Below are 20287 nucleotides of genomic sequence, written 5' to 3' on the forward strand. Positions count from 1 at the left end.
CGCCCTCCGGAGGGTTACTGGGTAATCAGATTGGTAAACAGCAGGTCATCGACCAGCGCTTGGCCCTCTTCCTCTTCCAGGGTCTGGCGCACCACCGCCAGCGCCTCAAGCCGCAGTGCCTCGCGTGCTTCCAGTCCGCTCAGGCTGTCCTGGCTCTGGCGGCTGAACAGGCTGACCAGTGCATTGCGGATCAGCGGATCGTGGTACTGGATCCGCGCGACCGCCGCCGGATCGTTGGTACGCAGTGCCACATCCACCTTCAGGTAGCGGATACGCGGGCCGCTGTCGGTCAGTGTGCCGATGAACGAAGGGCTGAGTTCGACGTACTGCGGATCAGACGCCTGCGCTGCCAGAGGTAGTGACAGGATCAGAGCCAGGGTCAGAAAAACGGATCGCATAAGCTGAAGCACTCCTTGGGTTTGGTAAAGGATAGCCGAGCCGCGGTTCCAGGCCAAACCGCAAGCGGGTACGGCGTTATGGCTGGCAATCACTCCGGGGCATGGTGATTGACCAGAGGCTGGCAGTTGCGACTAGACTGGCGAAAACTGAACAACAGGGAGCTCCCCATGAAAGCGGTATTGTGCAAAGCCTATGGACCGGCCAGCAGCCTGGTGCTGGAAGAAACCACCGATCCGGTGGCCAAACCCAACGATGTGGTGATTGACATCCATGCTGCCGGGGTCAACTTCCCTGACACCCTGATCATTGAAGGCAAGTATCAGGTCAAGCCGCCATTCCCGTTCTCACCGGGTGGCGAAGCTGCGGGTGTGGTATCCAGCGTTGGCGAGAAGGTCAAGCACCTCAAGCCGGGCGATCGGGTCATGGCCCTGACCGGCTTTGGCAGCTTCGCCGAGAAGATCGCGGTCGACGCCATGCGCGTGCTGCCGATGCCCGACGATATGGACTATATCACCGCCGCCGGCTTCAGCATGACCTACGGCACCTCGATGCATGCGCTCAAGCAGCGTGGCGAGCTCAAGCCTGGTGAAACCCTGCTGGTGCTGGGCGCTTCCGGTGGTGTCGGCCTGGCTGCCGTCGAGATCGGCAAGGCCATGGGTGCACGGGTGATCGCGGCGGCCTCCAGCGACGAGAAACTGGAAGTGGCCAAGGCCGCCGGTGCCGATGAACTGATCAACTACGCTGACGGCGAGCTGAAGGAAAAGGTCAAGGCGCTGACCAAGGGTCAGGGTGCCGATGTGATCTATGATCCGGTCGGTGGCGATCTGTTCGACCAGTCGCTGCGCTGCATCAACTGGAATGGCCGTCTGCTGGTGATCGGGTTTGCCAGTGGCCGGATTCCGGAAATGCCGGCCAACCTGCCTCTGCTCAAGGGTGCAGCGGTGGTCGGGGTGTTCTGGGGGGCATTTGCCGCCCGCCAGCCGCAGGACAACCTGGCCAACTTCCAGCAACTGTTTGCCTGGTACAGCGAAGGCAAGCTCAAGCCGCTGGTGTCCCAGACCTATGAGCTGAATCAGTATGAAGATGCTCTGGCTATGCTGAGTTCGCGCAAGGCGGTCGGCAAGGTCGTGATCAAGACCCGCTAAAGCGGGCCGGCTGCAGGCTGAAAGCACCTGACTTTCAGCCTGCAGCCTGTCTCTGCGGCTTTCAACTGGCGCCCGGGTAGCCCTGTTGGCGCCAGGCCTCGTAAACCAGTACCGCGGCACTGTTGGACAGGTTGAGGCTGCGGCTGTTCTCGCGCATCGGAATCCGCAATACCTGATCGGCCGGCAGGCTTTCACGTATCTCGACCGGCAGGCCACGGCTTTCCGGGCCGAACAGGAACATGTCCCCCGGCTGATAGCTGACCTCGCTGAACCAGCGGCTACCCTTGGTGCTCAGAGCAAACACTCGGCCCGGGCGCACGGCGGCCAGGCAACTGTCCAGATCGGGGTGCACCTGCAACGCGGCAAACTCGTGATAGTCCAGGCCGGCGCGGCGCAGGCGCTTGTCATCCAGCTCAAACCCCAGCGGCTCGATCAGGTGCAACTGGCAGCCGGTGTTGGCGCACAGCCGGATGATGTTGCCGGTGTTCGGTGGAATCTCGGGTTCAAGCAGGGCGATATGGAACATGGTAGGCGTGGTTCGTTGCAAAGTCGTGCGCCAGTTTAGGGTCTGTTGCCATTTCCTCACAACCGCGCCCGCAGGTACCAGCCACAGATTTTTTCATCCCGGGTATTGCTTGTCGGCGTACGGCGACTTAGCATGTTTGAAATATCAAACAATCATGTTGTAAATGCATTACGCCTTAGCCGGCGTCCAATCGCGAGGATCTCCCGTCATGGAACTGCACTGTCCCGAGCTGTTTCGTCAGCAAGCCTACCTTGATGGTCATTGGTGCGAGGCCGACACCGGTGCCCGTACCGAGATCCATAACCCGGCTACCGGCGAGCGCCTGGGCAGTGTGCCGAATATGGGTGCCGAAGAAACCCGTCGGGCGATTGCGGCCGCCCAGGCGGCGCAGCCGGCCTGGCGGGCCAAGACCGCCAAGGAGCGGGCGGCAGTGCTGCGCAAGTGGCACGATCTGATGATGCAGCATCAGGAAGACCTGGCCCGGATCATGACCGCTGAGCAGGGCAAGCCGCTGACCGAGGCGCGTGGTGAAATTGCCTACGCGGCGTCGTTTCTCGAGTGGTTCGCCGAGGAAGGCAAGCGAATTTATGGTGACGTGATTCCCGGCCATCAGCCGGACAAGCGCATCCTGGTGCAGAAAGAGCCGATTGGAGTAACGGCGGCCATCACGCCGTGGAACTTCCCTGCTGCGATGATTACTCGCAAGGCTGGCCCGGCGCTGGCTGCCGGCTGCGCCATGGTCCTCAAGCCGGCTCCGCAAACCCCGTTTTCGGCCCTGGCCATGGCCTATCTGGGCGAGCAGGCCGGGCTGCCCGCCGGACTGCTGAGCGTGATCAGCGCCGACGTTGAGCGTTCACGCGCGGTGGGCGCCGAGCTGTGCGCCAACCCAATCGTGCGCAAGCTGTCATTTACCGGCTCGACCGCTGTCGGTATCAAGTTGATGGAGCAGTGTGCGCCGACCCTGAAGAAGCTGTCGCTGGAGCTGGGCGGCAATGCGCCCTTCATTGTATTCGATGACGCCGATCTGGATGCGGCGGTCGAGGGCGCGATGATTTCCAAGTACCGCAATGCCGGCCAGACCTGCGTCTGCGCCAACCGTATCTATGTACAGGACAGCGTGTACGAGGCGTTTGCCGCCAAGCTGAGCGAGGCGGTGGCCAAGCTCAAGGTTGGCAATGGTGCCGAACCGGGAGTGACTACCGGGCCGTTGATCGATGCCAATGCGGTGGCCAAGGTCCAGCGTCACCTCAAGGATGCGACCGACAAGGGCGCCCAGGTGCTGACCGGCGGCAAGCCGCACGCGCTCGGTGGGTTCTTCTTCGAGCCGACCGTGCTGGCCGGGGTCGATGCTTCGATGCTGGTGGCCCGTGAGGAAACCTTCGGCCCGCTGGCGCCGCTGTTCCGCTTCAGTGACGAGGCGGACGTGATCCGTCAGGCCAACGATACCGAGTTTGGCCTGGCGTCCTACTTCTATGCCCGTGATCTGGGCCGGGTATTCCGCGTTGCCGAGGCGCTGGAATACGGCATGGTCGGGATCAATACCGGGCTGATTTCCACCGAGGTGGCGCCGTTCGGTGGCATGAAGGCCTCGGGTCTGGGCCGCGAAGGTTCCAAGTACGGTATCGAGGACTACCTCGAAATCAAGTATCTGTGCCTGGGCGGTATTTGAAGCCGCTCATCAAACCCGAGTAACAGCCAAGGCTGCACGGACTCGATAGCGGTGTTGCCGGACAGCGGTTGCAGACCGTCGATGCCCTGGACGGGCATCGTCGAGCGCCCAGGGATGGGTTCACAGCGTGTCTGCAGCCGCTGTCCGGCAATGCCGCCCGCGCAGATGCCGCCTTTGACTGCCCCCGTCTCCATTCATGAGGTCCGATATGAGCAAGACCAACGACTCCCTGATGCAGCGCCGGCATAACGCCGTCGCCCGTGGTGTGAGCCAGATTCATCCGATTTTCGTCCAGCGTGCGGAAAACGCCACGGTCTGGGATGTCGAAGGACGCCAGTACATCGATTTTGCCGGCGGGATCGCGGTGCTCAATACCGGGCATCGGCATCCCAAGGTGATCGATGCGGTCAAGCGTCAGCTTGAGCAGTTCACCCATACCTGTTTTCAGGTGCTGGCCTATGAGCCCTATGTTGAGCTGTGCGAGAAAATCAATGCCCGGGTCCCCGGCAATTTCGACAAGAAGACCCTGCTGGTGACTACCGGCTCCGAGGCGGTCGAGAATGCGGTGAAGATCGCCCGGGCCGCCACTGGCCGGGCCGGGGTGATCGCTTTCACCGGCGGTTACCATGGCCGCACCATGATGACCCTGTCGATGACTGGCAAGGTGGTGCCGTATTCGGCGGGTATGGGCTTGATGCCGGGTGGTGTGTACCGGGCGCAGTTCCCTTGTCCGCTCCATGGCGTCAGCGAGGACGACGCCATGGCCAGCGTCGAGCGGATTTTCAAGAACGATGCCGAGCCGCGTGACATCGCTGCGATTGTCATCGAGCCGGTGCAGGGCGAGGGTGGTTTCTACGTCGCCAGTCCGGCCTTCATGCAGCGTCTGCGGGCGCTCTGTGATCAGCACGGCATCCTGCTGGTGGCCGATGAGGTGCAGACTGGTGCCGGGCGTACCGGTACCTTCTTCGCCATGGAGCAGATGGGCGTGGTGGCGGATCTGACCACTTTTGCCAAATCGATTGCCGGTGGCTTCCCGGTAGCGGGTGTGTGTGGGCGTGCCGAGGCGATGGATGCGATCGCCCCTGGCGGGCTGGGCGGCACCTATGCCGGTAGCCCGCTGGCCTGCGCGGCGGCGCTGGCGGTTATGGAGGTGTTCGAGGAGGAGAATCTGCTGGCCCGTAGTCAGCGTCTGGGCGAGCTGATGCGTGAGCGTTTGAGTGCGATTGCCGCCGCCGACAAGCGTATTGGCGATGTCCGCGGACTGGGGGCGATGGTCGCCTGCGAGCTGTTTGGCGCTGATGGCAAGCCGGATGCCGAGCTGACCGGTAAGGTGGTGGCCAAGGCCCGGGACAAGGGCCTGATCCTGTTGTCCTGCGGCCAGTACGGCAACGTCATCCGGATTCTGGTGCCGCTGACCGCTACCGATGTGGAGGTACAGGAAGGGCTGGATATCGTCGCTGCCTGTTTCGCGGAGCTGTAGGTTTAGAAGGTCGACAGGCCGCTGGCTTCCATCAGCCGATAGAGCCAGTAGCGCCAGCGTGAGTGATCGGCAAACTCGACATAGGGCAGACTATAGATCTGCCCTTGTTGGTTGTGCCAGTGGCGTTCGAATAGGCGGGCGGCGCGGCTGAGTGCCGGGTGCTCGGCCGGACCGTCGAGCAGCACGCTGGTTTCCGGGTTGAGGTTGTCGAGGTTGCGCCGGGTGAAGTTGGCTGAGCCGCTGAGCAGGGCGGCGCTGCCGTCAGCGCGTCTGAGCAGCAGCCATTTGCGGTGGCACTGCTCGCCATGGGTGGCGCACCAGCGCAGTTCGATACCGGCTCGATGCAGGTCCCAGGCGGCCTGGCGGTTGGGGATTCCGTTCTTCTCGCGGCCAAAGGCGTCGCGGTTGGGGTCGAGCATGACCCGCACCTGTACTCCGCGCTGGTGGGCGGCGATCAACGCCTGGATCATGGGTCGGTGGGACAGGTAGAACACTTCCAGATCAAGCTGCTCGCCGGGCTGAGCGCTGTCGATCAGTTGTAGCAACTGATCACGGATAGCTCCTTCGGTCAGTATCTGGACGGTGGCGTCGCCGTTGATTGGCGTGGCCGCAGGGGGCAGCGGCCAGTCACGGGCCAGTTGCGGTGCGCTGAGGTTGATGATCGCTCGCTCGGTTTCCAGCAGATCGAGCGCTGCCGGGCCGCGAAACACCAGGGCCTGATTGCTATGGCGGCTGCTGCCGTCATGCGGGTTGGCCGAGGTTACCAGGCCGGTCCAGTGCAGGCCTTTGTCGACGACCAGGGTCTTGCGATGGTTGGCGCGAAAGTTCAGCAGGTGCAGGTAGCTGCGCAGGGTGACCTTGCCAGCACCGACGGGGTTGGGTAACCAGCCACCGGTCTGGCTGTTGCCCAGATAGCGGCAGCACAGTTGCCAGAGTCCGGTCCACACCGGGTTGGAGGCTGGCAGCGCCGCCAGATTGCTGACCAGTACCTGGACCCCAGCCTCTTCCAGCTGCTGCAGATGTGCAGCAGCCACGCCCCCGTACAGAGTATTGAACGGATCGGTGATCAGAATCACTGGCATGTCCGGTTGGCGCCTGCGCGCCTCAAGCAGCGCCTGGGTCAGTTCGCGGGTCAGTGCTCGGTAGCTGTCTGCGCCGGCAAACTCGTTGAACAAGAACATATCGAGCACGACCAGGCGGCGGGCCTGGCCGATCAAGCGCAGCACTTCATCGAATATTTCCTGCTCGCTGTGGCTTTGGCCAGCACTGTCCTGCCAGGTTTGGTCGATCAAGAGTTCGACCTGTTCGGCAGCCCGCACCGGCATGCTGGCGGCCAGCCCCGGTGGCAGTGTTCGCCAGGCTGTCAGCAGGGCGCTGATCAGCCAGACAAGGGCCAGTGCCAATAGCCAGAACCAGAGCGAACGTAGCTGCGCGAATCCCGTCATGATCCTGTGTTCCAAATCAGAAACAGCAGCCATGCTAACCTGATGTCGGTGAATTGAGGAGAGCGATGGATGCGCAGAGGATGGCGGATTCTGGCCCTGATCGGTGTTCTGTTGCTGGTGGTGGTGATCGCCACCGGGTGGGCTGCCCAGCGGGCGTTACAGGCGGCCGGGGTGGAGCAGTGGGATGCCCAGGGACTTGGCTGGCAGGATGGTGGGCCGTACCTGCAGTCACTGAGCCTGGTACAGCGCAGTGATCAGGGGCTGGTTGAGCTGCAGTTGCAGGGCCTGTCGCTGACGCCGGGCTGGCAGCTCGGAGCCTGGCTGAAGCGGCTGACGCTTGAGCGAGTCGAACTGGCCTGGTGGCCCGCTGACACAGCGCCGGAGCAGCCGGTACTCGCGTTTGAAGATCAGCCGATACCTGACCCGCTGGCCTGGGTGCCGTTGCTCGCCTGGGCTCCGGAACAATTGGCGGTGGCCGAGTTACTGCTTGATCTGCCCTGTGCCAGCGGTCGTTGTGAGCTGGATGGTCAGCTCGATATGCAATTGATGCGGGGCGAGCCGAGCAGCCTGGCCAGTCAGATTGTGTTGAACTCGTCCGGGGTGATGCTGCATGGGGACGTGCAACTCAGTGCCGAAGCCGAGGTGCTGCGTCTGGAAACCGAATGGCAACTGGAACAGCACCCGGCACTGGCGCTGCACAGCCAATGGCGTCAGGCGGCGCAGGGGTATCACTGGCAGGGCTGGCTGAGTATTCCCGAGTGGCCCGGCAGCGAGGCGCTGTTTCCAGCCCTGCAGGCCTGGCTGGCACCGGGGCTGTTGCCGCTGGATGATTTACCTCGGGGGTTGCAGGCCACTCTGGGCTGGGACTGGCAGGGTGAACAACTGGCTGAACGGCTGGGTGCCCTGCTCGATGGTTCCGCCCGGCTGGGGGGGATGCTGCGTCTGGAACAGCCCTGGTTGCTGGACGGCGTAGGGCTGATCAGCGGCGAGCAGCAATGGGCTCTGGAGGTCGAGCAGCGGCGCTGGCGCCTGCATCAGGGCCAGGCCCAGTGGCGTTTGCAGCAGCCGGCTGCGGCATTGTTTGGCGAGGCTCTGCCGGGCGATTGGCTACCCAAGAGCCTGAACCTGACACTGAGCCCCAGTGAGGTGCTGGAACTGGACTGGGCCAGTCGCCTGCCGTTTGCGGCCCGGCTGGAGATCGACGGCCCGTTGGCCGGACAGTTGCAGGGCCAGCTGGGGCTGACCGCCCAGCCGCAACTGCGCTTGGAACTGACGGGCGGGCAGTTGGAGCTGCGGGCCGCGGCCTTGGCCTGGGATGACCTGCGGATGCGTGAAGCGCGATTGCAGGCCGCGATCGAAGCAGCATTCGACGGTCAGCGTTTGAGCGTGCAGTTGGGCGAGAGCAGCCAGGCCCGGTTGACCGAGCTGGCGTTGCCTGAGCTTGAGCTGCAACTGGCAGGCGTCGAGCTGCGCCTGCCCGGCTTGCGCTTGGAAATGGGCTTGGCCGAGGGTAGCGACTGGGCGCTGGAAACACCTTTGCGCCTGGGCATGACCCAGGTGCGCCACCCGCAGCTCAAGCCTCAGGGCTGGAGTTTCAATGGTCGTTTAAGTCAATCTCCTGCGCGGCTTAGCCTGTCGGGAACTCTTGCTGCTGCTTCCGGGCTGGCGGCAGAGCTGCGCTTCAACTGGCCGGAGCAGGCCGACTGGCAGGCCGAACTGGTGTTGCAGGAGCTGTTTCTGCGCGCTGCCAACCCGCTGGCCGAGACGCTGAGCGCCTGGCCTGAGCTGCTGAGTTTTTCCACTGGTCGATTGCAGGCACGCTTTGAACTGGGCGGGGCTGATGCCCTGGCCCGGGCCGACGGTCAGGTACGCCTCAGCGGTGGGGCCGGTATTTATGACCGCAGCAGTTTCGAGGGGCTGGAGTTGCCCCTGTCGGTCCGGCTGCGTGGTGAACAATTGCAACTGGGTTTTACCGAGCTGAAGGTGCGCAGCCTCGATCCGGGCCTGCCGCTGGGCCCGCTGGTACTGCAGGGCGAGTATCAGGCGAGCCTGGAGCGCCTGGAACAGGGCCGGTTGCGCCTGGACAGTGCGCGGCTGGGAATACTCGGCGGGCAACTGTGGCTGGAACCGGCGCAACTGGATCTGGCGGCCAGCCGCCAGGACCTGGTGCTCGGGCTTGAGGGGGTTGAACTGGCCCGATTGTTCGAGGTCTATCCAGCAGAGGGCCTGAGTGGTCGCGGTACGCTGGATGGCCGCTTGCCGGTCAGCCTGGAGAACGGCAAACTGCTGGTTGAGGGGGGGCGGGTCCAGGCCCGTGAGCCGGGTGGCATCCTCCAGTATCAGTCCGCACAGTTGCAGGCGATGGGCCGCAGCAATCCCGGTATGCGCGAGTTGGCCGTGGCCCTGGAGGATTTTCGCTATTCGGTGCTCAGCAGTGATCTGAACTATGGCAGCGATGGGGTGTTGGTACTGGCGTTGCGGCTGGAAGGTTATAACCCTGACCTGCAACGCGGGCGCCCGGTGCATTTGAACGTTCGGCTGGAAGAGGATATTCCGGCCCTGCTGGCCAGTCTGCAATTGAGCGGGCAGGTCAGCGACATCATTCAGAAACGGGTTCAGGAACGGCTATTGCAACGCCGTCTGAATCCCTAGATGCGGAGGAGCGCTGATGCGGTGGCGTACGCTTGCGGTGATAGCCGGAGCGGTCTGGTGGCTGGCGGCCTGTACGCCAACCGTACAACTGGCCGCGCCGAGCGAACCGATCAACATCAACCTGAACGTCAAGATCCAGCACGAGATCTACGTCAAGGTCGACAAGGAGCTGGATGAGCTGTTCAGTGAATCCAGTGGCCTGTTCTAGGGGAATCAATATGCGTATGACGTTCCGTAATCTGGGTCTGCTGCTGGCATTGCTGCTGAGTTCGCCGGTATGGGCCATGAGTCTGAATGATGCCATGGGTGCCTTGCCGGCGGCCAAGGCGGCTGGTCAGTTGGGCGAGCAGCCTGACGGCTATCTGGGGGTGGTGACGCCCGGCGGCAACGCAGCGGAAATCGCCCGACAGATCAACCAGGCACGTCGGGCCGAGTACCAGAAACTGGCCAACGACAATGGCATCCAACTGCGCGATGTAGAGTCGATGGCCGGCAAGAAGGCGATTGAGCGCACGCCGGCCGGGCAATACATCATGCTCAACGGGGTGTGGATGAAGAAGTAGCCCGCCAGCGGATGGTGCCGTACCAGCCTTGGGTTGGCTGACCGCTGTTGTCACAATCGGTCATGATCGCCAGCCCGTCGATATGGCGCGGCGCCTGGCCGTGCAGGGCGAGAAAATCCTCACGCACGTTGCGCTGCTCGCTCACCAGTTCGCCCGGCTGGGAGGCCGGACCACTGCGTAGCGCCAGCATCATGGCTTGCCGGGTAAAGGCGTTGGGCCAGTGACTGCCAATTGGCTGGTGGCTGGACCAGACGTAGTTGACCGCCCGGGTGCGCCAGGGGCGCAAGCCGCCATCAATGACCACGTACAGCCGGACCGGGTAATCATCGCCGGCTTTGCTACGCTCGTTGGTCCCTGCAAATACCTGATCCACGCCCCAAGACCACTCCAGAATCGGTGTTTGCTCCAGGTCGATGCGCTGGCGCAGATACAGGGCCGAGGCACTGTTGTCGCAGCGTGCATGCAGCCGGGGTGGCAACTGGTCGGCAACCAGTCGATAGTCGGTCAGCCCGGCAAAACTGCGTTGTTGCCAGGTCAGTATTTCGTGCGGCGGATAGCTGCGCTCGGCCCAGACCGGGCCGGCCAGCAGTGCGCCGAGCAGCAGCAGAATTGGCATGACGGCCTCCGAAATCATCAGGTTGATGATGACCGGTAGGCCGCCATATTGCCAACGCAGGTAGTTTCTCAGAGGCTTCCTAGCGTTCGGCGCGGCTATCGAGTTCGAGCAGACTACTGACCCTGAGCCGCTCATGCTCGCTGAACTGCTCGTGCAGCAGGGCCTCAATCGCGGCCTGCTTGTCGCTGTCGGCCAGCCCCGGCTGGCTGATGATCGCCTGACGCTCGCGATTGAACCCGCTCAGGCGCTGATCCCATTCGCTGCGCTGGCGGTCCAGCGCTTCCAGTCGCTCGGTTGCCTGGGGACCGACCAGGTTCAGGCGCAGCTGGCGTAGCTGCTCCGGCTCGGCACCTTGCTCCAGCAACTGCTGGGTCTGCTGGCGCAGGGTCAGATGCAATTGCGGTACCAGCAACTGTTGCAACTCTTCGGGCAGCCCTTCGCGCAGCCGCTCGATCCGTTCGGCCTTGTCCTGCGGATCCAGCGACGGATCGTGCAGTATCGCCAAACGCTCAAGAGTGAACTGGTTATAGACCTCTTCGCTGGCGAAGAAGGCGGCATGCTCCTGCGCGTTGAACAGGCTGGCGCGCAGGCGCTGTACGGCATCTTCTCGGGCGCGCAGGCCGTCCAGCTCGGTCACCATCGGGAAGCGTCGCTCCAGTTCCACCAGCTCAGTCTTGTAGTCGATATAGCGATCCAGCAGATCCAGGGCCTGACCCAGAGCCGGTTCATGCAGCTGGCTGGCCAGATAGTCGCGGATACCGCTGCTGGCCTGCTCGAATGACTGTTCGCCGACGGTGCTGAAGAAATAGTCGAACAGGTGACGCAGCTGGTCGGTAATCACCAGATTGCCCTGGGCATCGACTTCCAGTTGACCATCGATTTCGGTATCGCGCAGTGAGGCGGGCAGGTTCTGGTCGGTGCTGCGAGTGACCGGACGGGGCTGGTTCAAAGGCGTTGTGGCGGGTTGTTCACTGCTGGCTTGTGGCGGCTTTGATGAAAGGCTGGATGGGCTGGGTGTCGGTGTGCTCAGGTGCCAGCCGAGCAGGCCCAGGCCGAGTAGCAAAGGCAGATAAATCAGTGGCTTCATGTCGATATCGGTACCTGTGACTGGCCCCTGAGGGCCAGTCCTGTCTGGTTGTAGAGCCTATTTCAGAGCCCGACGTTCTTCAGGCGATTGGCTTGCTGGCGATAGACCGATACCGGGCTGGTCTCGAATATGCTGGTCAGCCCGAAGGTCTGGTTCACCTCATCCAGGTGGTTCATCCGGTAGTTGTCGCGGATCACCATACCCAGCCGGGAGCTGCAGCGTCCGACCAGACCATCGTTGGCCTCGAAGCCGAAGGTCAGGGAGGTGGCGCCGAGCAACAGATCGGAAGGGTCGAGTATGTTGGTCAGCGGGCTGGTGCCGCTCCAGGAGTAATAGCGCACGCCATTGACCACGTAATCACCCTCGCCGCAGGCACTGGTCGGCACCCCTTGGGGGAAGCGGGCGTTGAACCGCGCGGCGCCTTCGGAGTTCAGCGACTCCAGCGTGCCCAGCGAGTTCTGTGGGGTGTCCGAACTGCTACCGGAGAGGAAGTTGATCAGCGCCCCCAGACCGTTGACGATCCCGGCCAGGATCGCTTCGCTGGCCGAGTCTTCCGGCACCTGGCGGATGAAGTCGGCGGCGGCCGAACCTTTGTGCGGCGCGCCGATGCTGGTGACCGAGGCGACCAGATCCGGGCGCACGGCGGCGACGTAGCGGATGGTGGGCCCACCATGACTGTGGCCGAACAGGTTGACCTTGGGTTTGCCGCTGATGGCGACGATTTCCTCGACCTGGGTCAGCAGTTGTTCGCCCCGGGCTTCGGAAGTGTCGAGCTGACTGACTTCGGTGACGTAGACAGTGGCACCGTCTTTACGCAGGGCAGAGGGAATGCCGTACCAGTAGTCGACCCCGAGCAGGCTGTCGAAGCCGAGCATGCCGTGGGTCAGGACGATCGGGTACTGGGTCTTGGTGTAGTTCGAGGAGCCGAACAGGAAGGCCTGGGCCTGGGTGCTGATGCCCAGCGTAGTGGCCAGCCCGAGGGCGAGCGAGAGCCGAGTCTTGTTGCGCATAATGCGAGTCCTTGTGCGGTTTTATTGTTGTTGTGTCTCTGACTGCATCACAGAGGCTGTCCGGGAGCATAGTCAGGCCGGGTACTGAATTGAAGGCGCGGCGCAGGGTTGAGTTGGGTTGACCTTGGCGGCTGAAAAGTGACCAATTGGTCGCGGGCTCTGGCATCCGGATATTGTCCGGATGAATCCGATGAACGGTAATTCAGATCTTGGGCATGTCAGCAGTGAAACTGTGAACGGGTTCCGCAAACCCGATTGAGCGCCCCCGAGCCGGGGCAATCTGGTAGACTCTCAGGCTTTGCCTGCCACCGTTAATGCAAGGATGTCATCATGCTGCTGAGCAGTTATGTCAACGGGTATGCCTTCTGGCTGCTACTGGGGTTCGCCCTGCTGATTTCCGAATTCTTCGTCCCGGGGCTGATCGCGGCTTTCTTTGGCCTGGGCGCGCTGATTGTCGGAGTTCTGACCCTGCTGGGGATCATTGAAGGGCTGTCGGCCCAGATCACCCTGTTCTCGCTGATCAGTCTGGCCATGCTGTTTGGTCTGCGTCGGCGCTTTCAACGCTGGCTGATCGGTGCCAGCTCCGACAAGGCCAAGACCGATCTGGACAACTCCGGCTATGTTGGCGCGCGTGTCACCGTGCTGGCCGATTTTGTCCAGGGCGTGGGCCAGGTCTCGCTCAACGGAGCCAAATGGGATGCCGAGTCCAGTGAACCGCTCAAGGCCGGAGATGCCGCCTGGGTCATCAGTCACCACGGCATTGTCCTCAAGGTCAGCACCCAGCAAACCGATACCAACACCCCCAAGTAGTCTCAATACGGAGTTAAAGCATGGATATTGCAACCATTATTTCCCTTGCGTTTTTGGCGCTGGTCATCATCACGGTCGTCAAGACCGCGCAGATCGTGCCGCAGCGTTCGGCCTATGTGGTCGAGCGTCTGGGCAAGTACGTCAAGACCCTGGATGCCGGCTTTCACCTGCTGATCCCTTTCGTTGACCGGATCGCCTACAAGCACACCCTCAAGGAAGAGGCCATCGACGTACCGCGTCAGGCCTGTGTGACCAAGGACAACATCCAGGTGGTGGTCAACGGGGTGATCTACCTGCAAGTGATCGATCCCAAGGATGCCAGCTACGGTATCAACGACTACCGCTATGCGGCCATGCAACTGGCCCAGACTACCCTGCGTTCGGTGGTCGGCAAGATCGATCTGGACAAGACCTTCGAAGAGCGTGACGCGATCAACGTGCAGGTGGTGCATGCGCTGGATGAAGCAGCCAAGCAATGGGGCGTGAAGGTGATGCGTTATGAGATCGCCGATATCGAACTGCCGGCGACCATTCTCGATGCGCTGGAGAAGCAGATGCGCGCCGAGCGGGAGCGTCGTGCGGTGGTGGCCCAGTCCGAAGGTGAACGTCAGGCCAAGATCAACGTGTCTGAAGGTATCAAGCAGGAAACCATCAACCTGTCCGAGGCGGACAAACTGCGCCAGATCAACGAAGCCGAAGGTAAGGCTCGCGAGATTGAGTTGATCGCTGAAGCAACGGCCCTGGGCCTGCGCCGGGTAGCCGAAGCGATTACCTCCGAGGGTGGCAAGGATGCGGTAGCGTTGCGCGTGGCCGAACAGTATGTACGTGAATTCGGCAACCTGGCCAAGACCAACAACACCATGATCCTGCCGGCAGAGCTGAGCAACATTGGTTCGGCGGTGGCCGCAATCACCAAGACCCTGGAAGCTGCCAAGGCCTCGTAATTGGTGAAAATGAAAAGCTTTCCCATCTGGGCGTGACGCAGAACCGTCTTTCGCCTTACACTGCCTCACGATATGGACGTTTTAATGAGGATAGAGACCGATGCAAGCAACTTTAGTGGCGGATGAAGCCGCTGAGGCTCGGCAAAAGGCTATGCTGATGCGTCTGGCCAGGGTTGAAGGCCAGATTCGCGGCATCCAGGCGATGATTCGGCGCGGAGAGTCCTGCGAAGCGATTGCCCAGCAGTTCTCCGCCTCACGCAGCGCCCTGGACAAGGCCTATCGCATGCTGCTGACCTGTCTGATCGAGGAAACCTTGCAGGAGCCCGGTCAGGACACCGCTGAGGCGGTGGAGCGGGTGCGCAAGTTGTTTATCAAATACACTTGAGGATGCTCTGATTTAATCGGGGCTTGACGCTAGGTAGCGTCGCGCGTCCGCGCGATGCTGAAACTGCGGGATAGTGCAGTGTTGCAGGGTCGTCCTGTGTCGCGCAGGCACACGCCCCTCCCCTGGGGATTAGAAGATGCTCAGGTTGGCGAGCTTCCAGCGCAGCTATGCAGAAACGATCAATGCACGGAAATTGGTCGCATGATTGACTTTGGCGTATAAATTTAATCAGGATGGCTTCGCGCAGCAAGATTTGCCATATTGCTGGCCATGCGGCGGTGGTCGCCGGCTTAACGCAGTATTGCCAGCACAGGTAGTTTTAAGGGACTCTCTGGTTCAATCTTTTGGTTTGTGTTTTTCAATAAAAGCTTCCATCTTTTTTCTTCTTTCGGGGTCGATATTTGGGTTTTTCTCTAAGTTGCTTTCGAGTTGAGATGCAATGGTTTTTGGTGCGTTCTTAACTATCTCTGTTCCCAAAAATAATGTGGTGTTGAATAGTGTTTTTCCTAAGAGCTTTGCTCCGGCAAAGGTCTTTTCTTTTGCGCCACAAGAAAATGATATGTCATTCACGGCCTCCTTTAGATCAAAGTATAGCTTTTTTCTAAAATCTTCTTTTTCATTGCTCATGTCGTTGCCTGTAATTTTTCTGTGGGGGCTTGGTTTGCGATATTTTTTTCTTTTGCTCTGAGGTGGTTATGGTGTGCCCTTTTGTAATAGCTCGCAAACTTTAAGGTTTAGAGCTATGAACTCATCCCAAGTGTAATGTTTGGCGTAGTGGAGTTTATATTGCCGATCCACCCGGCAGATATCCGGGCGTTTGGCGTAAATACTGCATCCTTTGCTAGCGTTATCGTAGTGCCGACAGGTGCCGTCACCGCGATCCAGGTAGCGTGTTTCTTCAGCCAGATTAACGCGCTGGCAGCACAGGCCGCATTGGTTGCAGGGGAAGGCGCGCATGTCATTTAACCAGTGATGCTAGCCATTTTCGGGTGCTAGCGCTGTTGCCAATCTTATAAGGAAGTTCAATGTCGCGCTTGGCGATTTCTTCCTTGAGCAGCAGGCCGCGTTGCAGTTCGTCATTGCAGCTAGCCAGCTGCTGGGCAAACTCAGCGAGCTCATCTGCATCCAGATTGAGTTCTATGCGGCCAAGCTCGGTCAGGTAGCGATCCAGTTCCGCATTGATCGCCTGAAATTTTCGCACGCTGCTAGCATGTGGCATGAGGGCGTCGACGAATGCCCAGACTTTGTCGGCCAGGCGACTGTAGAGCAGGAAATAGTTGAGCCCCAAGGTGATCAGGCCTGTTACCAGGGCACTGGCGAAAGAGGCCAACTCGCTACCGAATGGAAAATTGCACAGGGGGAGTAGCTGGGTATAGATCATCGTGCCTGCAACTGTGGCGGCACCGACTGAAAGTATGGCCGTCACGGCTTTGCAGAGGTCGACGAAGGGCAACTGCTGCGGGTTGAAGATCAGCAGCTTGACCGCCTTTACCAAGCTGCCCCACAGCTCCCGGATAATCTTGATTGCCATTTTCTGAGTAGTGGCGAAAACATTGAACAAGGTGGTCGTAGCGCTGCCGAGGATGCCGGCGAAGGCACCATCCTTGAAGCTGGTCAGGAAGTCCTTGAAGCGTAACTTGATGCGCTGCCATATGCCTTGCAAGGTTTGCTGCATGCTTGTCATGAAGGCGTCGAGGCCGAAGTTGGTCTTCAGTTTTTCCAGCGTCTTGGGGAGTTGTTCCCGTAGTTCGAACCAGGCTTCGGCCATTATCAGGCCCAGCATTTGCCGTGTTCCCATGTTCAGTCCAGCCACGGCGGATGCGCCGGCAGTCTGTTTCCAGAATTTGCTGCTGGTGTAGTACTTCTGGTTGATCTGTTGGTTGTAGGGCTCTCGGGCCTCTTTGTCCCGTTGCCGCATCGCCTCGGAGTCTACGGACTTGAGGGCTTTTATTTTTTCCTCCTTTTTTCTGATCTTGTCTTCCAGTTGGCGCGCCTCATGCTGTTGCGCAGGTGTGTCGCGGGGCATGCTGGCAAGCCGCTTTTGGTGGCCGGCCAGGCTCTTTTCATGGTTTTCGATCAGTTCCGGAAGTTTGGCCAGATAATCATCAATGGAAGTTTCACCCATTGACCTGTTGATACTCTGGTGAGTGGATTGCAGGTTACTGCTTTGGTTGGCCAGCTCTACGCCATCCAGTTCGGCCAGAACGCGGCCAGGGTCATTATGTATTTCTTTGGCGCTGATGACGTGATCAAGGTCGCGCGGATCATTACGTGCCATCGTGGTATCTCGATAGGCGTCGTGTAGCATGCCCTTTTGTTGAGAAATCTTATCATTTTCTCCAGTTTTTTTATAAATGCTATCTTTTTTCTCTACATATTTATCGTGATACTTATCCGAGTCATAGGGTTCTCGATTTTCGTAACGTTGTTTCTCCTTGCCACTGGCCCAAATACCCTGGCGAGCGTTGTTGATAGTATCCACTTCGCCGCCGACCTTGTCCTTGAACAGGAGAAAGTCGAGGCCGAAGCTCGTGGCAAGGCTGTGGACCACGGTTCTTTCGAGCTCTTCGGTCCATGGATATTGGGTGGCCGTTGTCTTCATGTTGGGTCTACCATGCAGTGAGTCGGAAACAAAGGAAGGGGGTGTCCCCCTTCCTAAGCATCAAGCACTTTCGATAGCGCTAGCTCTGCCATCGGCTTCAAACAGGGACTTATCCAGCTCTAGCTCGTTGAGGATCATGGAGCCATCTGCATCCGTTTCCATGATGGGCAAGCCATTTTGATCTTTTACGATTTCCGCGCCCTCTTTCTTGGCTTTGAAAAGAGGCGTAGTGATTACGTCGACCAGAATGGTCGCCAGGGCAAAGCCGTTTTCGATGATCCTGATGATTTCATCGTTGAAGCTACTCAGGGCTGCATCGATGTCTACGTTGCGACCTTTTACGTCCTCCAGGAAGTTGTCGATGTCCTTTAGACTGTCGAAGTACAGAGAGAACTGATCGAAGATGGACAGCAGCGTCAGTTTGATCTTGCGGGCATAGCTCTCGGTGGCGGCAAGCTGCTTGACGGCTCGGGCCAGTTTTTCGACCGCCGCATCGACTTCCCGGCTTGCCTTGTGCGCGTTTCTGAGCGCCTCTTCACCATGGCTGTTATAGGCCCAACCGGCAATAGCCAATACCGGAGCCGCTACTGCTGCACCGAGGATGGCTGTGCCCCCGGCGATGCCCAGTCCGCCGGTTGCCAGTGAGCCGCCGCCAATGGCGGCCAGGGTCGCTTTGGTGGCAGCGGCGCCAGCCAGTGAGGAAATGGCGGTGCCTGTGGAGGCTGCGCCGAGGGTCATTACGCCGCCGTATACGGCAAATCCAGCCGCTGCGCCAGCCAGACCGGCGCCAGCGGCGGAACCTAGTACCCCAACGGCGGTGTAGCTGTAGTTCTCGATGCGTTGTAGCTCATGTCTGGGAATATGGATTTCCAGCTTGTTCTGGCGATCTGCGTTCAGCTGCTGCAAGAGCTTGTCGGCAAGGGTTTTGAATTCGCCGAGGTTCTTGCCGATGTCGAGTTGCCGTCTTCCCAGCATTTCGAGGGCATGTGTGGTTTCCTTCTCCTGGTCGTCGAAGATGGATTTTTTTCGGTCATAGCGGTGCTGGGCGCTTTTGACGATTTCGTCGGCTTCCGAATGCTTCTGATAGCCGTCGTAGCCTTTTTTGGCACCGTAGGCGGCAGTGGCAAGTGCCGCAGCACCAATGATGAGAGGGAGTGGCATTGTTTGTTACCTCTGTTGGTGGAAAAAATTCAGGATAGGTAAATGGCTGTTGAGCGGCAGAAATGAGCCGTGTGAAGCAGGTGTGTGACGGTCCCAGCAAGTACAGTCCTGCTGGAGCGATAATAAAGTTCGAAAGGGTTGTGCCCGCCAGCGGGCGAGTTCAGGCTGAGCTGTGAGCTTATCGCGCATACAGCTTCTCCAGCCTGGCGATCTTTTCTCTAATGGCCTGCATCCAGCTATCCGGCCCCCAAACTCGCACATTCTCCCCCAACCCAAACACCCACCACAGCGTTTCCTGGTCATCAGGCACCATGGCTTTCAAACGTCGCCAGTCAGTATCAGGCAGGGGCTCCAGGGTCTGGTTTGGGCTCAGTGGTGTCTCGTTCAACAGCCAGGCGATCTGCGGGGAAACGTCGGCAATCAGTTCAACCTGTTCGACCGGGCCCGAGCTGTTGAAGCCGCCGCCGTTGAGGTAGTCATCGATATCAAGAGGCTGCTCATGTTGGGCTGAGGTTTCCAGGCATTCGGCCTGTTGAATACGGTGCAGGGCAAACTGGCGGGTATCGCTGTAGCCGTCTACGGTGCCGAGCAGGTAGCTGATGGAATGACGGGAAATCAGCCCGGCAGGATGGATGAGCAGTTGTTTTTGTTCTGCCTTGCTGCGGCTTAGGTAATTGATCCTGAGCTGCTTGCGTTCAAGCAGGGCGGTGGAAACCTGTGCCCAGGCGTGAGGCTGTACGGGGGCCGGTAGGAGGGCTTTGCCATTGGGATGGGCGCGTACTCTCTGTGCCCAGTGTGCAAGGCCGTTCTGACCGTTGTTGTCCAGATAGCCCCGGGCCTTGTTGAATTGTGGGGTAAGCAGGTCCAGTACGGCCTGTGGCAGCAGGTTTTTCAGGTGGCTTTCGGCCAGGACCAAGGCCAGTGCAGTCGAGGGCTCCATGCTTCTAAGGTCGAGAGGGGCATTTTGGGTCAGACTCCATTGGTAGCGCCCAGAAGGTTCCTTGTGGCTGATCAGAGCGAAGGGTATGGATAGCCGGTTCAGGTCACGCTGTACAGTACGTAGGTCAACGTCAAAGCCCTGTTCCGTGAGCTTTTCCTGCAATGTGGTTGATGCAATAAACTTGGGCTGTTGCGGGATTAGCCGTAGTAAAGCAAACAGTCTGAGTAACGTATCCCTTGTATCAAGCATCGCTGAACTACCCTGTAATCCTGCCGGAAAAGCCATTAAATTGGCATCAAAATAATGTCAAATAATCGCTATAATTGAATTTTTTGGCAAGCGCCTATGCTGGCCTGTCGCCTGCTAGGCAAACTCAGCAGTCAGTTATTGAGATTATTCAACAGAAAGGCGACAAGCTGAGTCGCGCCATTAAGTGGTGCTGCGTTGCTCTTTTTCACGTTTCAGCACCTGATACTCGCAGTAGTGCTCAAAGGCTGCTTTGGCCACGACAGCCAGACCGATACAGGCAAAAATATTCTTCAGCATGGTGTCAGCTCCTTTCAGGGGATTTGTTCGTTAGTCGCTGTGTTGGAGAAATTCATCCAGCCGCGCCTTCATGGTCTCTACCCGCCCTGCCGGTCTGCGAGTAAGCTGGGCGTCACCACACTTTGGGCAGCAGAAGTACCAGTTGACGCCTTGCATCAGGCAGTCACTGGCTGGTAGTGTGGTTTTCTTCCAGCTACAAGCCTGACAGATAAAAGTTTGTGGGGGCGGCGGAATCGGCATGCAGTGACTCTCCGTCTATCTGATAGGATCGAGTATGCATGCATGGGGCGACAATGTGTGTCGCGCA

Annotated in this window: 20 protein-coding genes; 9 read left to right on the forward strand and 11 right to left on the reverse strand. The window is 59.8% G+C overall.

Features of this window, described 5'->3' with window-relative positions; genetic code table 11:
* Window positions 1–14: 14 nt before the first annotated feature.
* On the reverse strand, window positions 15–398 hold the full coding sequence (locus C2846_RS09150; RefSeq protein WP_080049182.1) for a flagellar basal body-associated FliL family protein: 384 nt from the start codon (window positions 396–398) through the stop codon (window positions 15–17).
* Window positions 399–566: 168 nt separating this feature from the next.
* On the opposite strand from C2846_RS09150, the gene C2846_RS09155 reads away from it, so the two are divergent.
* A complete protein-coding gene (locus C2846_RS09155; protein WP_080049183.1) occupies window positions 567–1544 on the forward strand; it encodes an NADPH:quinone oxidoreductase family protein in 978 nt (325 codons plus the stop codon).
* A 61-nt stretch (window positions 1545–1605) separates the two neighbouring features.
* On the opposite strand, the gene trmL is transcribed toward C2846_RS09155, so the two are convergent.
* A complete protein-coding gene (gene trmL / locus C2846_RS09160) occupies window positions 1606–2070 on the reverse strand; it encodes a tRNA (uridine(34)/cytosine(34)/5-carboxymethylaminomethyluridine(34)-2'-O)-methyltransferase TrmL (RefSeq protein ID WP_080049184.1) in 465 nt (154 codons plus the stop codon).
* 208 nt (window positions 2071–2278) lie between these two features.
* On the opposite strand from trmL, the gene gabD reads away from it, so the two are divergent.
* Entirely contained in the window at window positions 2279–3739 is a 1461-nt protein-coding gene (gene gabD, locus C2846_RS09165; RefSeq protein WP_119701289.1) for an NADP-dependent succinate-semialdehyde dehydrogenase, read from the forward strand.
* 208 nt (window positions 3740–3947) lie between these two features.
* The gene (gabT, locus tag C2846_RS09170; protein WP_119701290.1) at window positions 3948–5219 is read left to right on the forward strand and encodes a 4-aminobutyrate--2-oxoglutarate transaminase; all 1272 of its coding nucleotides are present in this window, start codon (window positions 3948–3950) and stop codon (window positions 5217–5219) included.
* A 2-nt stretch (window positions 5220–5221) separates the two neighbouring features.
* On the opposite strand, the gene C2846_RS09175 is transcribed toward gabT, so the two are convergent.
* Window positions 5222–6664, reverse strand: coding sequence for a phospholipase D-like domain-containing protein (locus C2846_RS09175; protein WP_119701291.1), 1443 nt, complete (start codon window positions 6662–6664; stop codon window positions 5222–5224).
* 69 nt (window positions 6665–6733) lie between these two features.
* On the opposite strand from C2846_RS09175, the gene C2846_RS09180 reads away from it, so the two are divergent.
* Genes C2846_RS09180 through C2846_RS09190 form a run of 3 tightly spaced genes read left to right on the forward strand, consistent with a single transcriptional unit; the run spans window position 6734 to window position 9879 of the window.
* Window positions 6734–9316: an intermembrane phospholipid transport YdbH family protein gene (locus C2846_RS09180; protein WP_119701292.1), complete on the forward strand. Its 2583-nt coding sequence runs from the start codon at window positions 6734–6736 to the stop codon at window positions 9314–9316.
* Between the two features lie 16 nt (window positions 9317–9332).
* The gene (locus tag C2846_RS09185; RefSeq protein WP_080049189.1) at window positions 9333–9524 is read left to right on the forward strand and encodes a YnbE family lipoprotein; all 192 of its coding nucleotides are present in this window, start codon (window positions 9333–9335) and stop codon (window positions 9522–9524) included.
* 10 nt (window positions 9525–9534) lie between these two features.
* Entirely contained in the window at window positions 9535–9879 is a 345-nt protein-coding gene (locus tag C2846_RS09190) for a YdbL family probable chaperone protein (protein ID WP_080049190.1), read from the forward strand.
* Here the strand turns inward: C2846_RS09190 and C2846_RS09195 are convergent.
* The 3 genes from C2846_RS09195 to C2846_RS09205 form a co-directional block, all read right to left on the reverse strand.
* Window positions 9854–10495, reverse strand: coding sequence for a DUF3047 domain-containing protein (locus C2846_RS09195; protein ID WP_205890151.1), 642 nt, complete (start codon window positions 10493–10495; stop codon window positions 9854–9856). The two genes, C2846_RS09190 and C2846_RS09195, sit on opposite strands and share 26 nt — an antisense overlap.
* Before the next feature lie 79 nt (window positions 10496–10574).
* Complete coding sequence (locus C2846_RS09200) at window positions 10575–11582, reverse strand: lipase secretion chaperone (RefSeq protein ID WP_119701294.1); 1008 nt, start codon at window positions 11580–11582, stop codon at window positions 10575–10577.
* 62 nt (window positions 11583–11644) lie between these two features.
* Window positions 11645–12592, reverse strand: coding sequence for a triacylglycerol lipase (locus tag C2846_RS09205; RefSeq protein WP_119701295.1), 948 nt, complete (start codon window positions 12590–12592; stop codon window positions 11645–11647).
* Between the two features lie 330 nt (window positions 12593–12922).
* On the opposite strand from C2846_RS09205, the gene C2846_RS09210 reads away from it, so the two are divergent.
* The 3 genes from C2846_RS09210 to C2846_RS09220 all read left to right on the forward strand — a co-directional run bounded on the left by C2846_RS09210 (window position 12923) and on the right by C2846_RS09220 (window position 14731).
* Window positions 12923–13402: an NfeD family protein gene (locus tag C2846_RS09210; RefSeq protein ID WP_080049193.1), complete on the forward strand. Its 480-nt coding sequence runs from the start codon at window positions 12923–12925 to the stop codon at window positions 13400–13402.
* Between the two features lie 20 nt (window positions 13403–13422).
* Window positions 13423–14346: an SPFH domain-containing protein gene (locus C2846_RS09215; RefSeq protein ID WP_080049194.1), complete on the forward strand. Its 924-nt coding sequence runs from the start codon at window positions 13423–13425 to the stop codon at window positions 14344–14346.
* 100 nt (window positions 14347–14446) lie between these two features.
* Window positions 14447–14731, forward strand: coding sequence for a metal-sensing transcriptional repressor (locus tag C2846_RS09220; RefSeq protein ID WP_080049195.1), 285 nt, complete (start codon window positions 14447–14449; stop codon window positions 14729–14731).
* A 336-nt stretch (window positions 14732–15067) separates the two neighbouring features.
* On the opposite strand, the gene C2846_RS09225 is transcribed toward C2846_RS09220, so the two are convergent.
* The 5 genes from C2846_RS09225 to C2846_RS09245 all read right to left on the reverse strand — a co-directional run bounded on the left by C2846_RS09225 (window position 15068) and on the right by C2846_RS09245 (window position 19434).
* Window positions 15068–15358 (reverse strand): hypothetical protein, encoded by a 291-nt coding sequence (locus C2846_RS09225; RefSeq protein ID WP_119701296.1) that lies wholly within the window; start codon window positions 15356–15358, stop codon window positions 15068–15070.
* A 66-nt stretch (window positions 15359–15424) separates the two neighbouring features.
* On the reverse strand, window positions 15425–15688 hold the full coding sequence (locus C2846_RS09230; protein WP_119701297.1) for a YkgJ family cysteine cluster protein: 264 nt from the start codon (window positions 15686–15688) through the stop codon (window positions 15425–15427).
* Between the two features lies 1 nt (window position 15689).
* The gene (locus tag C2846_RS09235; protein WP_119701298.1) at window positions 15690–17333 is read right to left on the reverse strand and encodes a hypothetical protein; all 1644 of its coding nucleotides are present in this window, start codon (window positions 17331–17333) and stop codon (window positions 15690–15692) included.
* A 60-nt stretch (window positions 17334–17393) separates the two neighbouring features.
* Window positions 17394–18494 (reverse strand): chemotaxis protein, encoded by a 1101-nt coding sequence (locus tag C2846_RS09240; protein ID WP_119701299.1) that lies wholly within the window; start codon window positions 18492–18494, stop codon window positions 17394–17396.
* 178 nt (window positions 18495–18672) lie between these two features.
* Window positions 18673–19434, reverse strand: coding sequence for a helix-turn-helix transcriptional regulator (locus C2846_RS09245; protein ID WP_338067865.1), 762 nt, complete (start codon window positions 19432–19434; stop codon window positions 18673–18675).
* Between the last annotated feature and the right edge of the window lie 853 nt (window positions 19435–20287).

The organism is Pseudomonas jilinensis (genome assembly GCF_003586265.1).
Lineage (GTDB): Bacteria > Pseudomonadota > Gammaproteobacteria > Pseudomonadales > Pseudomonadaceae > Halopseudomonas > Halopseudomonas phragmitis.

What these genes read in the sequence shown, in the direction of transcription:
- C2846_RS09150 (WP_080049182.1), bottom strand. Translation starts at nt 398, where the DNA reads ATGCGATCCGTTTTTCTGACCCTGGCTCTGATCCTGTCACTACCTCTG.
- C2846_RS09155 (WP_080049183.1), top strand. Translation starts at nt 567, where the DNA reads ATGAAAGCGGTATTGTGCAAAGCCTATGGACCGGCCAGCAGCCTGGTG.
- trmL (WP_080049184.1), bottom strand. Translation starts at nt 2,070, where the DNA reads ATGTTCCATATCGCCCTGCTTGAACCCGAGATTCCACCGAACACCGGC.
- gabD (WP_119701289.1), top strand. Translation starts at nt 2,279, where the DNA reads ATGGAACTGCACTGTCCCGAGCTGTTTCGTCAGCAAGCCTACCTTGAT.
- gabT (WP_119701290.1), top strand. Translation starts at nt 3,948, where the DNA reads ATGAGCAAGACCAACGACTCCCTGATGCAGCGCCGGCATAACGCCGTC.
- C2846_RS09175 (WP_119701291.1), bottom strand. Translation starts at nt 6,664, where the DNA reads ATGACGGGATTCGCGCAGCTACGTTCGCTCTGGTTCTGGCTATTGGCA.
- C2846_RS09180 (WP_119701292.1), top strand. Translation starts at nt 6,734, where the DNA reads ATGCGCAGAGGATGGCGGATTCTGGCCCTGATCGGTGTTCTGTTGCTG.
- C2846_RS09185 (WP_080049189.1), top strand. Translation starts at nt 9,333, where the DNA reads ATGCGGTGGCGTACGCTTGCGGTGATAGCCGGAGCGGTCTGGTGGCTG.
- C2846_RS09190 (WP_080049190.1), top strand. Translation starts at nt 9,535, where the DNA reads ATGCGTATGACGTTCCGTAATCTGGGTCTGCTGCTGGCATTGCTGCTG.
- C2846_RS09195 (WP_205890151.1), bottom strand. Translation starts at nt 10,495, where the DNA reads ATGCCAATTCTGCTGCTGCTCGGCGCACTGCTGGCCGGCCCGGTCTGG.
- C2846_RS09200 (WP_119701294.1), bottom strand. Translation starts at nt 11,582, where the DNA reads ATGAAGCCACTGATTTATCTGCCTTTGCTACTCGGCCTGGGCCTGCTC.
- C2846_RS09205 (WP_119701295.1), bottom strand. Translation starts at nt 12,592, where the DNA reads ATGCGCAACAAGACTCGGCTCTCGCTCGCCCTCGGGCTGGCCACTACG.
- C2846_RS09210 (WP_080049193.1), top strand. Translation starts at nt 12,923, where the DNA reads ATGCTGCTGAGCAGTTATGTCAACGGGTATGCCTTCTGGCTGCTACTG.
- C2846_RS09215 (WP_080049194.1), top strand. Translation starts at nt 13,423, where the DNA reads ATGGATATTGCAACCATTATTTCCCTTGCGTTTTTGGCGCTGGTCATC.
- C2846_RS09220 (WP_080049195.1), top strand. Translation starts at nt 14,447, where the DNA reads ATGCAAGCAACTTTAGTGGCGGATGAAGCCGCTGAGGCTCGGCAAAAG.
- C2846_RS09225 (WP_119701296.1), bottom strand. Translation starts at nt 15,358, where the DNA reads ATGAGCAATGAAAAAGAAGATTTTAGAAAAAAGCTATACTTTGATCTA.
- C2846_RS09230 (WP_119701297.1), bottom strand. Translation starts at nt 15,688, where the DNA reads ATGCGCGCCTTCCCCTGCAACCAATGCGGCCTGTGCTGCCAGCGCGTT.
- C2846_RS09235 (WP_119701298.1), bottom strand. Translation starts at nt 17,333, where the DNA reads ATGAAGACAACGGCCACCCAATATCCATGGACCGAAGAGCTCGAAAGA.
- C2846_RS09240 (WP_119701299.1), bottom strand. Translation starts at nt 18,494, where the DNA reads ATGCCACTCCCTCTCATCATTGGTGCTGCGGCACTTGCCACTGCCGCC.
- C2846_RS09245 (WP_338067865.1), bottom strand. Translation starts at nt 19,434, where the DNA reads ATGGAGCCCTCGACTGCACTGGCCTTGGTCCTGGCCGAAAGCCACCTG.